This window comes from Pseudomonas sp. Irchel 3H7, from assembly GCF_900187605.1.
Taxonomy (GTDB): domain Bacteria; phylum Pseudomonadota; class Gammaproteobacteria; order Pseudomonadales; family Pseudomonadaceae; genus Aquipseudomonas.
On sequence record NZ_FYEA01000011.1, the window covers coordinates 200,159 to 214,804 of the forward strand.

Here is a 14,646-nt window from a genome sequence, read left to right on the forward strand (position 1 = left end):
ATTATAAAAACCGAGCGCGAAACATTCTCAGCGGGCTCTTGGGGCATAATCGGCCGCGTCGCTGGATTACGACGGGGCAATGGGCTAAAAAGTGCCCTGCGTGATCATGCGGCCAAGTGTCGGCTGCCGTTTTTGGCTCTGTTTCTTTGAGCCTGTACCCGAACAACAATAGTCGCTCCCTAAATTTTGGCTGGCCGGCGTTGCATCGCCGCTTGGGCCCTTGAGAAAACTATTCATGAAGAAGCTGTGTTTGCTGGGTCTGTTCGTCAGCCTGGCCAGTCATCAAGTATTGGCCGCCACGACCCCGGTACCCCTGGAAAACAAGGATGCGTTCATCAGCAACCTGATGAACCAGATGACCCTCGATGAAAAGATCGGCCAGTTGCGCCTGATCAGCATCGGCCCGGAAATGCCCCGCGAGCTGATCCGCAAAGAGATCGCTGCCGGCAATATCGGCGGTACGTTCAACTCGATCACCCGCCCGGAAAACCGACCGATGCAGGACGCTGCGATGCGCAGCCGCCTGAAGATTCCGATGTTTTTTGCGTACGACGTGATCCACGGTCACCGTACGATTTTCCCGATTCCGCTGGCCCTCGCCTCGAGCTGGGACATGGACGCCATCGGCCAGTCCGGACGTGTTGCCGCTAAAGAAGCCGCTGCCGACAGCCTCGACATTACCTTCGCGCCGATGGTCGACATCTCCCGCGACCCGCGCTGGGGCCGTAGCTCCGAAGGTTTCGGTGAAGATACCTACCTGACCTCGCGCATTGCCGGCGTCATGGTGCGCGCCTATCAGGGCGCCACCCCGAGTGCGGCCGACAGCATCATGGCCAGCGTCAAGCACTTCGCCCTGTACGGCGCGGTCGAGGGCGGTCGCGACTACAACACCGTCGACATGAGTCCGGTGAAGATGTACCAGGATTACCTGCCGCCGTACCGCGCCGCGATCGATGCCGGCGCCGGCGGCGTGATGGTTGCGTTGAACTCGATCAACGGTATTCCGGCCACCGCCAACACCTGGCTGATGAATGATCTGCTGCGCAAGGACTGGGGCTTTAAAGGCCTGGCGGTCAGCGACCACGGCGCGATCTTCGAACTGATCAAGCACGGCGTGGCCCGCGACGGTCGTGAAGCGGCGAAGCTGGCAATCAAGGCCGGCATCGACATGAGCATGAACGACACCCTGTACGGCAAAGAGCTGCCGGGGCTGCTCAAGTCCGGTGAGATCGAGCAGAAAGACATCGACAACGCCGTGCGTGAAGTGCTCGCGGCCAAGTACGACATGGGCCTGTTCAAGGACCCGTACCTGCGCATCGGCAAAGCTGAAGATGATCCGGCCGACACCTACGCCGAGAGCCGTCTGCACCGCGCCGAGGCCCGTGAAGTGGCGCGTCGCAGCATGGTGCTGCTGAAGAACCAGAACGAAACGCTGCCACTGAAGAAAGACGCGAAAGTCGCGCTGGTCGGCCCGTTGGCCAAAGCCCCGATCGACATGATGGGCAGTTGGGCGGCCGCCGGGCGCCCTGCGCAATCGGTGACGCTGTTCGATGGCATGAGTTCGGTGATCGGCAACAAGTCGAACCTGATCTACGCCCGTGGCGCCAACATCACCAGCGACAAGAAGGTGCTCGACTACCTGAACTTCCTCAACTTCGATGCCCCGGAAGTGGTCGACGATCCGCGCCCGGCCAACGTGCTGATCGACGAAGCAGTGAAAGCTGCCAAGGACGCTGACGTGATCGTTGCAGCGGTAGGTGAATCCCGTGGCATGTCCCACGAGTCCTCCAGCCGCACCGACCTGAACATCCCGGAAACCCAGCGCGAGCTGATCCGCGCACTGAAAGCCACCGGCAAACCGCTGGTGCTGGTGCTGATGAACGGCCGCCCACTGACCATTCTCGAAGAGAACCAGTCGGCTGACGCGATTCTGGAAACCTGGTTCAGCGGCACCGAGGGCGGCAACGCCATCGCCGACGTGCTGTTCGGCGACTACAACCCGTCGGGCAAACTGCCGGTGACCTTCCCGCGCTCCGTGGGCCAGATCCCGACTTACTACAACCACCTGAGCATTGGCCGGCCGTTCACGCCGGGCAAACCGGGCAACTACACCTCGCAGTATTTCGATGACACGACTGGCCCGCTGTTCCCGTTCGGGTATGGCCTGAGCTACACGCAATTCGCCCTGAGCGACATGGCGCTGTCGTCGACCACCCTGAACGCCACCGGCAAGCTCGACGCCAGCGTCATGGTGAAAAACACCGGCAAGCGCGACGGCGAAACCGTGGTGCAGTTGTACATCCAGGATGTCACCGGCTCGATGATCCGCCCGGTGAAAGAACTGAAGAACTTCCAGAAAATCATGCTCAAGGCCGGTGAACAGAAAGTCGTGCACTTCACCATCAGCGAGGATGACCTGAAGTTCTATAACGCCCAGCTCAAATATGCGGCAGAGCCTGGCAAGTTCAACGTGCAGATCGGCCTGGATTCCCAAGACGTGACGCAGCAGAGCTTTGAACTGCTGTAATTTTTCAGGCAACACATAAACCTGTGGGAGCTGGCTTGCCAGCGATGAGGCCGGCACATTCAACATCTCTGTTGACTGATACTCCGCCATCGCTGGCAAGCCAGCTCCCACAGTGTTTTTTTGGTGTAGCAACTATCCCCGGCGATCCAGCAGATTGACCACCACCCGATCCACCCAGCCCCACACCCGCTGCTTGACCCGCCGCCACAACGGCCGGCGCCGCCACTCTTCCAGACTCACTTGCTGACTCAGCCCGAAGTCCTTGACGAAACTCGCCTCTACCGCTGCTGTCAACGACGGATCCAGCGCCTCCAGATTTGCCTCCAGATTGAAGCGCAGGTTCCAGTGATCGAAGTTGCACGAACCGATGCTCACCCAATCGTCGACCAGCACCATTTTCAAATGCAGAAAGCACGGCTGGTATTCGAAGATCCGCACCCCGGCTTTGAGCAGTCGTGGGTAGTAGCGATGCCCGGCGTAACGCACTGACGGGTGATCGGTGCGCGGCCCGGTCAGCAGCAGCCGCACGTCGACACCGCGTGCGGCAGCCTTGCGCAGGGAGCGGCGGATTTTCCACGTTGGCAGGAAGTACGGTGTGGCCATCCAAATGCGTTTTTGCCCACTGTTCAAAGCGCGGAACAGCGACTGCAGAATGTCACGATGCTGGCGGGCATCGGCATACGCCACACGGCCCATGCCCTCGCCCTTGTCCGGCACCCGAGGCAGGCGCGGCAGACCGAAATGCGCGGCCGGGCGCCAGGCGCGGCGATAGCGGTTGGCGATCCACTGACGGTCGAAGAGCAATTGCCAGTCGATCACCAGCGGGCCGCGGATCTCGACCATCACTTCGTGCCATTCGCTGCTGTCATGGCCCGGCGTCCAGAACTCATCGGTGACACCGGTGCCACCGACCACCGCGAGACATTGATCGACCAGCAGCAATTTGCGGTGATCGCGATAGAAGTTGCCGACCCAGCGCCGCCAGTTCAGCCGATTGTAGAAACGCAGTTCGACCCCGGCATGAGTCAGACGCTGACGCAGATTGAGGGTGAAAGCGAGGCTGCCGTAATCATCGAACAAGCAACGCACACGCACGCCACGTTCGGCCGCCAAAACCAGCGCCTGCACAATGGTTTCGGCACAAGCACCAGCCTCGACCAGATACAACTCCAGCTCGATCTGCTCCTGCGCGCCAGCGATCTGCTCGAGCATGCGCGGAAAGAAATGCGGGCCGTCGATCAACAGTTCGAACCGGTTGCCATCCCGCCACGGGAACACCGCGCCGCGCATGTCAGCGCGCCGTGAAGATCAGCACCGCACCCACCGGCACCGACAGACTGATCGCCGACAGATCGGCGAGTTTGCGCAGGCTTTCCAGCCCCGGCACGAGGTCGAAATCCTCGGCGTTGATCACCAGCGGCTCGAGGGTGACCACTTGAAAACGACGATCATCGAGACGCGTCGCCAGCAGTTCGGCGGGATATTCGTGTTGTTTGCCGTGCAGGTTGACGGTCAGCGGCAGACGTAATTCCAGCTGCGCACCGGGGGCCAGATCGTTGATCGGGCGCAAATCAATCTGCGTGGTGATGGTCGCTTCGGGGAATTGCTCGATCTGGAACAGCTCCTTGCGCATGCGTTCGTCGCGCAGCGGGATGCCGCTGTTGATCGAATCCAGCTCGACTTCGACTTCGGCGCGCCCATTGGGGTCGACCTTGCCATGCAGCACCAGAAAGCGCTGCACTTCGGAAATGTGGGCGTTTTTCGTGCTGACGAACGACAGCCGCGACGACTCGCCGTCCAGATACCAATTGGCCTGCGCCGGCAGCGCGACGGCGGCGAGCAGCAGGCTGGACAGGGTTGCACTGAGGGAGCGGTTGAACATTGAACACTCGTGGGGCCGATAAACCTGCACGAACCTTAACCGCCTATGCCGTTATTGCAAACTCGGTCGCCGCAAATCTATCAATTGATGAAAATCCCTGTGGGAGCTGGCTTGCCAGCGATGGCGGTGTATCAGTCACACAAATATTGCCTGTGCCGACGCAATCGCTGGCAAGCCAGCTCCCACAGGGGCCTCTGTTCACAGGAGGATTGCGGGTTTTCAGGGGTTCAGGCGGCAGCCCAAGCGTTCGCTCAACCACTGGGCGCGGTGGCTGCGGCCCATGCCGCTGACCGTGATGGTTTTGCTGGCAGGGTCATCGGTGAACTGGCTGGTCGGCAACCATTGTTTGACATAGCCACGGCAATATTCGGCGTCGTTGTTCATCACATAACGGCACGAACAATATTCCTTGGCGGTGTACGCGCTGATGATGTCGGGGAAGGCCCACAGATTTTCGCGCTCGTAGACGACCCAGCCGAGCAGCAAAACCAGCAGCAACAGCAAAAAGCGCTTCATGGCCGCACCGCCTTCAGCACGCGTTTGAGCAATTCGTTGTGGCGATAACTGCCGTCGCGGTCATCGGCGTAGCGCACGATCACCAGGTTGGCGCTGGGGATTACGTACAGCGCCTGGCCCCAATGGCCAAGCGCGGCGAAGGTGTCGGGCGGTGCATCGGGCCACGGTGACAAGGCGCCATCGGCCGGACGATTGAGCCACCATTGGCCGCCAGGCACCGCTTCGTCCTGATGAGCCTTGTAACCGGCGAAGGGCTGCCGATTGAAGTCGACCCAGTCCTTGGGCAGCAGTTGCCGATCGTTCCAGCGCCCGTCACGGCCCATCAACAGCCCGACGCGCGCCAGATCCCTTGCCGTCAGGTAAGCGTAAGACGACGCGACAAACGTGCCGCTGGCATCGGTCTCCCAAACAGCGTGGCGAATGCCCAACGGCCCGAACAACGCCTCCCACGGATAATCCGCATAACGCTGCGGGCCGACGATCGTTTTCAACGCTGCCGCCAAGAGATTGCTGTCGCCACTGGAATAGCGGAAGGCCTGCCCCGGTTCGGCGTAGGCATCGTGATCGGCGGTAAACGCAGCCATGTCGCGATGACCACGGGTATAGAGCATCGCCACCACCGAGGATTTCAGCGGGGCGTATTCGTAGTCTTCCTGCCAATCGATACCAGAGGCCCAGTGCAGCAGATCGGCGATTTTTATCGCCGGGTGTTTGGTCAGTGACGGGTAAAACTTCGCGGCCGGATCGTCGAGTTTGAACAGGCCCTCGCCGTAGGCCACACCGAGCACGCTGGCCATCAGGCTTTTGCTGATCGACCAGGTCAGGTGCGGGGTTTGTGCTGTGGTCGGGCCGGCGTAGCGTTCGTAGATGATCTGGCCGTCGCGGATGATCAGCAGCGCGTCGGTGCGGATGCCTTGGCGGGTGCTGTCATCGCGGGGCGGGAAGGCGTAATGATCCAGCGCCTCTGTATCGGTGACCTTCGGGCCGGTTGGCCATTCTTCACCCGGCCATTGTTCGGCGTGAACGGTGAAGGTGATCAGCAGCAGAAACAGCGACAGGCCTTTGCACATGGTGGGGGCTCATGGAAAGAACCTGCTGAGACTAGTCGGGGTTTATGACAAGTATGCGGTGTTATTTAGATTGCTATCGCGAGCAGGCGAAGGCCTACAGGGGATCGCATTTCAACTGACGAAACTCGATCAACTGTAGGCCTTCGCCTGCTCGCGATGAGGCCCTTCAGCCCGCCACCAAAGCCTTGGCCAAGCGCTTGGCCCTGGCACCTGCGGCCAACTGCATCACCCCTTGATCGCGCTGCCACATCTGCGCCCATTCTGCCGGCCCGTCAGCCAAGGCCTGACTCACCTCCCCCTCCAGCGCCGCAAACTGCGCAAACAACCCACCCAGCAACACATGTCCGGCGGGATTGTTCGGCGGTTGCCGGCTCGCCTCGGCACACCCGGCCAACAGCGCCAGCAAACGCAATTGCAGCGCTTGCGGCCAGTCACTGTCCTGCCCGACGCCATACAGCCACGCGGTCATCGCGCTCAGCACATAAACGTCCTCCAGGGTGCGGAACGGTTTGACGTAAGCGTCCCAACCATCGCCGGCCAACAACTCGCACAACGCGTTATCAAGCTGCAGCCGACCATGGCTGATGTCCGGCATCAATGGCAGCGCCGGCAGTTTCTCTACCGTCACACCGGGCTCGCCGGGATACACCACCGCCAGACTCAAGCGCGGCGTTTCACCGGGTGCTTCACTGCGCGCAGCGATCAGCAACCAGTCCGCCGCATCGCCGGCCGTGACGAAATCCTTGCGCCCACTCAGGCGCAAATCGCTCAGCCGCGTGTGCATGTCAGACGGACGCAGACTGCGCTGTTCGGTCGCACACAACGCACCGAGGCTCAGCGGCGCACTCGGCCACAACATGCGCAAGGCCGCCTGATATCCGACTAAAAACGCCAGCCCCGGCGTCGCCATCCGCCGCCCGCCCGCGACCGCCAATTCGAACGGCGTGACGTTGCCCAGTTGCTGCAACAACGTCGCAAAACCCTCGGCCAGGTCAGCAACGGCGGGCAATCGGTCAGGGCTGTGCAGCAGATCTGGCCAGGGCATAAGAGGCTCCTCGTGGGCTGTCATATAAGCATCACCAAAGGTTCATGGCGATGACACCGGGGCTACATAGCCTGACTTTGCACAACACGGCTGCATAAAGAAAGTCGATCGGCTGCAACCCACGACGGGTTAAAGGCCCGTACGGAGATTCACATGACTCAGATCGCCCGCATCAGCGACACCGGCAATGAACGCCGCCTGCAAGCCGAACGCCTGATCGGCGCCGAGGCCTTGCAGCAAGCCCAGGCCCTGCGCTTCAACGTCTTCAGCGGCGAGTTCAACGCCAAATTGAAAGGCGCGGAGCTGGGTCTGGACATGGATGATTATGATGTTCACTGCAGCCACATCGGCGTGCGTGATCTGAACACCGGCCGTTTGGTCGCGACCACGCGTTTGCTTGATCACACCGCCGCCAGCAGCCTCGGCAAGTTCTACAGCGAAGAAGAATTCAGCCTGCACGGCCTCGCCCATCTGCAAGGCCCGATCCTCGAAATCGGCCGCACCTGCGTCGACCCGGCGTACCGCAACGGCGGCACCATTGCGGTGTTGTGGGGCGAGTTGGCCGAAGTGCTGAATCAGGGCGGCTACAGCTATCTGATGGGTTGCGCGAGCATCCCCATGCAGGACGGCGGCATCCAGGCCCACGCGATCATGCAGCGCCTGCGCGAACGTTATCTGTGCACCGAACACCTGCGCGCCGAGCCGAAAAATCCGCTGCCGACGCTGGATATTCCATCGAACGTGATCGCGGAAATGCCGCCACTGCTCAAGGCTTATATGCGTCTGGGCGCGAAGATCTGCGGCGAGCCGTGCTGGGACGAAGATTTCCAGGTCGCCGACGTGTTTATCCTGCTCAAACGCGACGAACTCTGCCCGCGCTACGCCAAGCACTTCAAGGCGGCCGTGTGATGAGCCGGTTGCGCGTATACGCGCGGATCGCGCGGGTGCTGCTGGTGGTAGCTCTGGGGTTGACCATGGCCAGCGTCTTTGGCGTGTTTGAACGCATTGGCCTGGCGCATTCGATGGAGCGGCGTCAGCGCTGGTCGCGCTTCTTCATGGCGCGCCTGAGCAACGCCCTGCCCTTTCGGGTGACGGTGCACGGTGAGCTGCCGAAGCAGCCGATGCTGTGGGTCAGCAATCATGTGTCGTGGACCGACATTCCGCTGCTCGGCATGCTCACGCCGCTGTCGTTTCTGTCCAAGGCCGAAGTGCGCACCTGGCCGGTGGCCGGTTGGCTCGCGGCGAAGGCTGGCAGCCTGTTCATCCGTCGCGGTTCGGGCGACAGCCAGTTGATCCGCAAGCAGATGACCCGTCATCTGCAAACCGAGCATGCGTTGCTGATGTTTCCGGAAGGCACCACCACCGATGGCCGTTCGCTGCGCACCTTTCACGGCCGTTTGCTGGCGGCGGCGATTGATTCCGACGTGATGCTGCAACCGGTGGCGATTCGTTATCTGCGTGACGGCGAAATCGATGCGCTGGCGCCGTTCATTGGCGACGATGATCTGCTCTCGCACCTGATGCGCCTGTTCAGCAATGATTGCGGCGATGTTGAAGTGCACTTGCTCAAGCCGATGGCCTGTCAGGGACGAGAGCGTGCTGCGCTGGCGTTTGAAGCGCAGCAGGCGGTGCAGAAGGCGTTGTTTGGCGCAATTCCGGAAACCCTACAATCCCCAATGCGTCCGGCAATCGCTGCCTGAAATACAAATCCTGAAATCGCCTTGGCCCCTGTGGGAGCTGGCTTGCCAGCGATAGCGGTAGACCAGCCGACACGAATGTTGAATGTGCTGACGCCATCGCTGGCAAGCCAGCTCTCACAGGGATTCAGGGTGTTGGTGGGGATTGGGCGAAGTCCTGGAGTTGCGGGTAGAAGAGCCGGAAGTCTTCACTGAGCGGCTCATACAACCGCCGCAATTCCTGCATCGCACCCGCCAGTTCCTCCGGCCGGCTCAAGCGCCGCGAGATCCCGCGCAACACCTGCTCCAGCACTTCAAATTCCTGATACGAACCCAGCCAGTCATTGGCGACCATGTGCGGGGCAATCTTCGCCAGTCGCTCGGGCAGTTGCCGCTCGCGGGTCAGAACCCGATAAACGTCAGCGGTGAAAACCTCCAGCGGCTGATCGGCATACAGCCGCCAGTCCCGCGCCAGGCAATGATCGAAAAACACATCGAGCACAATCCCGGCATAACGCCGGCGCGTGTCGGAAAACCGCCCCAGGGCGATATCCACCAGCGGATGGCGATCGGTGAATACATCGATCCGTCGATGCAATTGAATGGCCGCCTCGACCTCGGGCGCAAACTGCCCTTGCAGCCGGCCTTTGACGAAGTCGCCATACAGACTGCCGAGCAGTTGCCCGGGGCGCTGGCCACCGAGGTGTAAATGTGCGAGATAGTTCATGGGCGCAGCTTAGCACTGCGGCCCATAAGCCATACACCCATGTATCGTTATAACGCGATATACCAATTTATGCTGGCGTCAGATCAAAATCATATTGGTGTATCGCGATCTAACGATTTATATTTCGCCACATCGCGATATAGCGTTGTACACATTGTGAGCACCCTGCCATGAACCTCGACCTCGACGAAATAATAAAAGCCCTGGCGCACCCAGTACGGCGAGACATCCTCAACTGGCTGAAAGACCCGAAGAACGAATTTCCGGAACAGTTGCACAACCACGAGTACGGCATCTGCGCCGGGCAGATCGATCAGCGCTGCGGTTTGTCGCAGTCGACCGTTTCTGCACACCTCGCGACGTTGCAACGCGCCGGTCTGATCAGCAGCCAGAAGGCCGGTCAATGGCACTTTTTCAAACGAAACGAGGACGTGATCCAGGCGTTCCTCAGCACCCTCAGTAAAGAGCTCTGACCCTTAACGTCAGCCAGCCGACAAGGAAACCTGCATGCCCCTCTCGCTCCTCATCCTCGCCTTGAGCGCCTTCGCCATCGGCACCACCGAATTCGTCATCATGGGCCTGCTGCCCAATGTGGCGGCTGACCTCGGTGTGTCGATCCCCGGCGCCGGCTGGCTGGTGACCGGATACGCCCTCGGCGTGGCCATCGGTGCGCCGTTCATGGCGATGGCCACGGCCAAACTGCCGCGTAAAGCAGCACTGGTGGCGTTGATGGGCATTTTTATTGTCGGCAACCTGCTCTGTGCGATTGCCAGCGATTACAACGTGCTGATGTTCGCCCGGGTGATCACTGCGCTGTGCCACGGTGCGTTCTTCGGCATCGGTTCTGTCGTCGCGGCCAATCTGGTGCCAGCGAATAAACGCGCTTCGGCAGTGGCCTTGATGTTCACCGGCCTGACCCTGGCCAACGTCCTCGGTGTGCCGCTGGGCACTGCGCTGGGTCAGCAATACGGCTGGCGCTCGACCTTCTGGGCGGTGACCGTCATTGGTGTGATTGCGCTGATCGGCCTGATCCGTTTCCTGCCGGCCAAACGTGACGAAGAGAAGCTCGACATGCGCGCCGAGCTCGCCGCCCTCAAAGGTGCCGGAATCTGGCTGTCGCTGAGCATGACCGCGCTGTTCGCCGCGTCCGTCTTCACCCTGTTCACCTACGTTGCCCCGCTGCTCGGCGAAGTCACCGGTGTGTCGCCGCGTGGCGTGACCTGGACGCTGATGCTGATCGGCCTGGGCCTGACTGTCGGCAACATCATCGGCGGCAAACTCGCCGACAAGGGCATGGCCGCGACGCTGATCGGCGTGTTCATCGCCATGGCCGTGGTCTCGACCGTACTGACCTGGACCAGCGTCGCGCTGATCCCCACCGAAATCACCCTGTTCCTCTGGGCCACCGCGTGTTTTGCCGCCGTACCGGCCCTGCAAGTCAACGTGGTGACCTTCGGCAAAGCCGCACCGAATCTGGTCTCGACCCTGAACATCGGCGCCTTCAACGTCGGCAACGCCCTCGGCGCCTGGGTCGGCGGCAGTGTCATCGCTCACGGCTACGGCCTGACCAGCGTGCCACTCGCAGCCGCCGCGCTGGCCGTGCTCGCTCTGCTGGTGACCCTGATTACTTTCCGTCAGAACGGCAATGCCGATCTGGCCCCTGCTACCAACTGATTAACTTTCACCTACGAGGGTTGTAGACATGGCAACTATTTTTGATCCGATCAAACTGGGCGACATCGAACTGGCCAACCGCATCATCATGGCCCCGTTGACTCGCTGCCGCGCCGACGAAGGCCGTGTGCCGAACGCGCTGATGGCTGAATACTATGTACAGCGTGCTTCCGCTGGCCTGATCCTCAGCGAAGCCACGTCGGTGACGCCGATGGGCGTTGGCTACCCGGACACCCCGGGCATCTGGTCCAACGATCAAGTGCGCGGCTGGGCCAACGTGACCAAAGCCATTCACGGCGCTGGCGGCAAAATCTTCCTGCAACTGTGGCACGTCGGTCGCGTCTCGCACCCGTCGTACCTCAACGGTGAAGCACCGGTGGCACCGAGCGCGATCCAGCCGAAAGGTCACGTCAGCCTGGTGCGCCCACTGGCCGACTACCCAACCCCGCGTGCCCTGGAAACCGCTGAAATCGCCGACATTGTCGACGCCTACCGCACCGGTGCCGAGAACGCCAAGGCCGCCGGTTTCGACGGCGTGGAAATCCACGGCGCCAACGGTTACCTGCTCGACCAATTCCTGCAAAGCAGCACCAACCAGCGCACCGACAACTACGGCGGCTCGCTGGAAAACCGTGCACGCCTGCTGCTGGAAGTGACTGACGCCGCGATCGAAGTCTGGGGCGCCGGCCGTGTCGGCGTGCACCTGGCACCGCGCGCCGACTCCCATGACATGGGCGACGACAACCTGGCAGAAACCTTCACTTACGTGGCTCGTGAGCTGGGCAAACGCGGCATCGCGTTCATCTGCTCCCGTGAGAAAGAAGGCGCCGACAGCCTCGGCCCGCAACTGAAAGAAGCCTTTGGCGGCCCGTACATCGCCAACGAACGCTTCACCAAGGACAGCGCTAATGAGTGGCTGGCCAGCGGCAAGGCTGATGCCGTGGCGTTTGGTGTGCCGTTCATTGCCAACCCGGATCTGCCGGCGCGCTTGAAGGCGGATGCGCCGTTGAATGATGCGCGTCCAGAGTTGTTCTATGCCAAGGGTCCGGTCGGCTACATCGACTATCCGACGCTGTAAGGCATACCGCAGAAACGCGAAAGCCCCCGACTTGTAAGAGTCGGGGGCTTTTTTGTTCGCCTGGAGAGCGATTGCGCGGCTGAGTACGTAGCCCCTCATCGGAACGCCGCCCGCCCAGCCCTCTCCCGAGGGAGAGGGAGCCGATCTGTGTGCTTTTCAAATCTGGAGTTCGACCTGATATCTCAGGTCGGCGTATCTCGAAAGAACACCTCGCTCAGTCCCCTCTACCTCTGGGAGAGGGCTAGGGTGAGGGCAAGCGGCTCACACTCATTCACACAGAAGACACAAATTCCCTACAAAATGCGTAGCTCGCTACGTTTAAACTCCCCCCGCTGCGAAGCTATATAAAGGCAGGCCAATTGACATAGGCTGTGCCAATTACGCATTTTGTTTCATTTGCGCAGGCTGGGGCTCAGGCGCAGCATATCCAACCCTGTATCGACCCAACGTTCGGCCTCGGCATGCAGCTCAAAGCTGTCCGGCGCCAGAAGCCATCCATATAGAAGGCCATCGATATAGCTGTGAATGCTGATGGCCGCTCGGGCAGTGTCGAGATCTTCCGGCAATTGGCCGCGATTTACCGCATTACGCAACGTCAGAGCGATGCGCTCATTGCAATCGAGACTGACGTCCCTGCGCTGCTGGCGCAAATCGCACATTTCATCGGTGAACTCGCACTTATGAAACAGAATTTCGTTGATACGCCGGGTTTTCGGGTCCAGCGCAACTTGATGAAACAAATGAATCAGCAGTTGGCGCATGCAGCCCAGTGGATCGAGTTCATCTTCGCTTTCGCTGGCCCTGGCCAACTCATCCAGCGGCTCACGCAGCGAATCCAGCATGGCCTGGACCAGGTCGGCCTTGTTGCTGAAATGCCAGTAAATGGCCCCGCGCGTGACCCCGGCCAAGGCCGCGATGTCGGCCAACGTCGTACGAGCGACGCCCCTTTCATAAAAGGCTTTCTCCGCCGCTTCCAGAATCTGGCTACGGGTTTCTTGAGCTTCCTCTTTGGTACGACGGACCATGACAGTAAAACCTCAAACAGGATGTTTCAGGGATGGCTGAATATCCGCTGAATAAAGAGGGGGCGATCTCTCACGGATCAGCTCCCCGGCCTACAATTTCAAACCTTGCGACGAGTTTTGTAACAGGGTGGATACGACGCCAAGGTATTTACAAACAACCATGAACGTAAGTATATTCCTTAGCAAGCTACTTATCCACCCGGTATCCTTTTTTTACCCTTACACACTTCTTGTGCGCTTTTTGCGCGCCTGACCCGAGGATTTTCATGCAATTCAAGCCAGCTGTTACCGCTCTGGTCACTGCCGTCGCCCTGGCATCGCTGCTCAGCGGATGTAAAAAGGAAGAAGCGGCACCGGCCGCTCCTCCGCCTCAGGTCGGCGTCGTCACCCTGCAACCACAAGCCTTTACCCTCACCTCCGAGCTGCCGGGTCGCACCAGTGCGTTCCGTATTGCGGAAGTTCGACCGCAGGTCAACGGCATCATTCTCAAGCGTCTGTTCAAGGAAGGCGGCGATGTCAAAGCCGGCCAACAGCTGTATCAGATCGATCCGGCGGTCTATGAAGCGACCCTGAAAAGCGCCGAAGCCAGCCTGCGTTCGACCAAGTCGATCTCCGACCGCTACAAGCAACTGGTCGACGAGCAGGCCGTGAGCCGTCAGGAATACGACACGGCCGTGTCCAACCGCATGGAATCGGAAGCGTCGCTGCAGAGCGCGCAGATCAACGTGAAATACACCAAGGTCTATGCGCCGATCTCCGGCCGCATCGGTCGTTCTTCGGTCACCGAAGGCGCACTGGTCAGCAATGGTCAGGCCGACGCAATGGCGACGATCCAGCAACTGGACCCGATCTACGTTGACGTTACCCAGTCTTCGGTTGAACTGCTGGAACTGCGCCGTGAGCTGGAAAGCGGTCGTCTGCAAAAATCCGGCGAAAACTCGGCAGCAGTCAAACTGACCCTGGAAGACGGCAGCCAGTACAAGCTCGACGGTAAGCTGGAATTCTCCGAAGTCACGGTCGACCCGACTACCGGTTCGGTGACCCTGCGTGCAGTGTTCCCGAACCCGGATCACACCCTGCTGCCAGGTATGTTCGTCCGCGCCCAGTTGCAGGCCGGTGTCAACGCCGCCGCCATTCTGGCACCGCAACAAGGCGTGACCCGCGACCTCAAAGGCACCCCGACCGCACTGGTCGTCGGCCCCGACAACAAGGTTGAACTGCGTCAGCTCAAGGCCAGCCGCACTGTCGGCAGCCAGTGGCTGATCGAAGACGGCCTGAAGGCCGGCGATCGCTTGATCACCGAAGGCCTGCAGTACGTGCGCCCAGGTGTTCAGGTCAACCCGTCCGAAGCCACTAACGTAGGCAACAAGAACCCGGCCCCCGCTCAGGCAGCTGACAAAGCCGCCGGCGGCAAAGGGGAGTAATC

14 protein-coding genes are annotated in these 14,646 nt (G+C 60.6%); 7 read left to right on the plus strand and 7 right to left on the minus strand.

Annotated features, from left to right (window positions below; genetic code table 11):
* The first annotated feature begins 235 nt into the window (after positions 1 to 235).
* Positions 236 to 2,527: a beta-glucosidase BglX gene (gene bglX, locus CKW38_RS21610; protein ID WP_095113824.1), complete on the plus strand. Its 2,292-nt coding sequence runs from the start codon at positions 236 to 238 to the stop codon at positions 2,525 to 2,527.
* A 132-nt stretch (positions 2,528 to 2,659) separates the two neighbouring features.
* On the opposite strand, the gene CKW38_RS21620 is transcribed toward bglX, so the two are convergent.
* From CKW38_RS21620 to CKW38_RS21640, 5 genes are all read right to left on the minus strand, one after another.
* Positions 2,660 to 3,817: a phosphatidylserine/phosphatidylglycerophosphate/cardiolipin synthase family protein gene (locus CKW38_RS21620; protein WP_095113825.1), complete on the minus strand. Its 1,158-nt coding sequence runs from the start codon at positions 3,815 to 3,817 to the stop codon at positions 2,660 to 2,662.
* Between the two features lies 1 nt (position 3,818).
* Positions 3,819 to 4,409: a YceI family protein gene (locus CKW38_RS21625; protein WP_095113826.1), complete on the minus strand. Its 591-nt coding sequence runs from the start codon at positions 4,407 to 4,409 to the stop codon at positions 3,819 to 3,821.
* 219 nt (positions 4,410 to 4,628) lie between these two features.
* Positions 4,629 to 4,925: an amidase gene (locus tag CKW38_RS21630; protein ID WP_095113827.1), complete on the minus strand. Its 297-nt coding sequence runs from the start codon at positions 4,923 to 4,925 to the stop codon at positions 4,629 to 4,631.
* Complete coding sequence (locus CKW38_RS21635; RefSeq protein WP_095113828.1) at positions 4,922 to 5,995, minus strand: serine hydrolase; 1,074 nt, start codon at positions 5,993 to 5,995, stop codon at positions 4,922 to 4,924. Before CKW38_RS21635 ends, CKW38_RS21630 begins: the two co-directional genes overlap by 4 nt.
* A gap of 166 nt (positions 5,996 to 6,161) precedes the next feature.
* Positions 6,162 to 7,040, minus strand: a complete 879-nt coding sequence (locus tag CKW38_RS21640) for an acyl-CoA dehydrogenase family protein (RefSeq protein ID WP_095113829.1) — start codon at positions 7,038 to 7,040, stop codon at positions 6,162 to 6,164.
* 153 nt (positions 7,041 to 7,193) lie between these two features.
* Between CKW38_RS21640 and olsB the strand changes: the two genes are divergently transcribed.
* Both olsB and CKW38_RS21650 read left to right on the plus strand, forming a co-directional pair.
* Positions 7,194 to 7,949 carry an L-ornithine N(alpha)-acyltransferase gene (gene olsB / locus CKW38_RS21645; RefSeq protein WP_007916280.1) on the plus strand — a complete coding sequence of 252 codons (756 nt, stop codon included), beginning with the start codon at positions 7,194 to 7,196 and terminating at the stop codon, positions 7,947 to 7,949.
* Entirely contained in the window at positions 7,949 to 8,740 is a 792-nt protein-coding gene (locus CKW38_RS21650; RefSeq protein ID WP_095113830.1) for a 1-acyl-sn-glycerol-3-phosphate acyltransferase, read from the plus strand. Before olsB ends, CKW38_RS21650 begins: the two co-directional genes overlap by 1 nt.
* A gap of 124 nt (positions 8,741 to 8,864) precedes the next feature.
* Here the strand turns inward: CKW38_RS21650 and CKW38_RS21655 are convergent, their stop codons facing one another.
* Positions 8,865 to 9,443, minus strand: coding sequence for an ACP phosphodiesterase (locus tag CKW38_RS21655; RefSeq protein WP_007917067.1), 579 nt, complete (start codon positions 9,441 to 9,443; stop codon positions 8,865 to 8,867).
* Positions 9,444 to 9,613: 170 nt separating this feature from the next.
* Between CKW38_RS21655 and CKW38_RS21660 the strand changes: the two genes are divergently transcribed.
* Genes CKW38_RS21660 through CKW38_RS21670 form a run of 3 tightly spaced genes read left to right on the plus strand, consistent with a single transcriptional unit; the run spans position 9,614 to position 12,195 of the window.
* The gene (locus CKW38_RS21660; RefSeq protein ID WP_007917068.1) at positions 9,614 to 9,916 is read left to right on the plus strand and encodes a helix-turn-helix transcriptional regulator; all 303 of its coding nucleotides are present in this window, start codon (positions 9,614 to 9,616) and stop codon (positions 9,914 to 9,916) included.
* Positions 9,917 to 9,950: 34 nt separating this feature from the next.
* The gene (locus CKW38_RS21665) at positions 9,951 to 11,117 is read left to right on the plus strand and encodes an MFS transporter (protein WP_007917078.1); all 1,167 of its coding nucleotides are present in this window, start codon (positions 9,951 to 9,953) and stop codon (positions 11,115 to 11,117) included.
* Positions 11,118 to 11,145: 28 nt separating this feature from the next.
* Positions 11,146 to 12,195: an alkene reductase gene (locus CKW38_RS21670; protein ID WP_007917079.1), complete on the plus strand. Its 1,050-nt coding sequence runs from the start codon at positions 11,146 to 11,148 to the stop codon at positions 12,193 to 12,195.
* 392 nt (positions 12,196 to 12,587) lie between these two features.
* On the opposite strand, the gene emhR is transcribed toward CKW38_RS21670, so the two are convergent.
* Positions 12,588 to 13,220 carry an efflux system transcriptional repressor EmhR gene (emhR, locus tag CKW38_RS21675; protein ID WP_007917080.1) on the minus strand — a complete coding sequence of 211 codons (633 nt, stop codon included), beginning with the start codon at positions 13,218 to 13,220 and terminating at the stop codon, positions 12,588 to 12,590.
* Between the two features lie 266 nt (positions 13,221 to 13,486).
* Here emhR and CKW38_RS21680 point away from each other — a divergent pair, with 266 nt between their 5' ends.
* Entirely contained in the window at positions 13,487 to 14,644 is a 1,158-nt protein-coding gene (locus CKW38_RS21680) for an efflux RND transporter periplasmic adaptor subunit (RefSeq protein WP_007917081.1), read from the plus strand.
* The last annotated feature ends 2 nt before the right edge of the window (positions 14,645 to 14,646 follow it).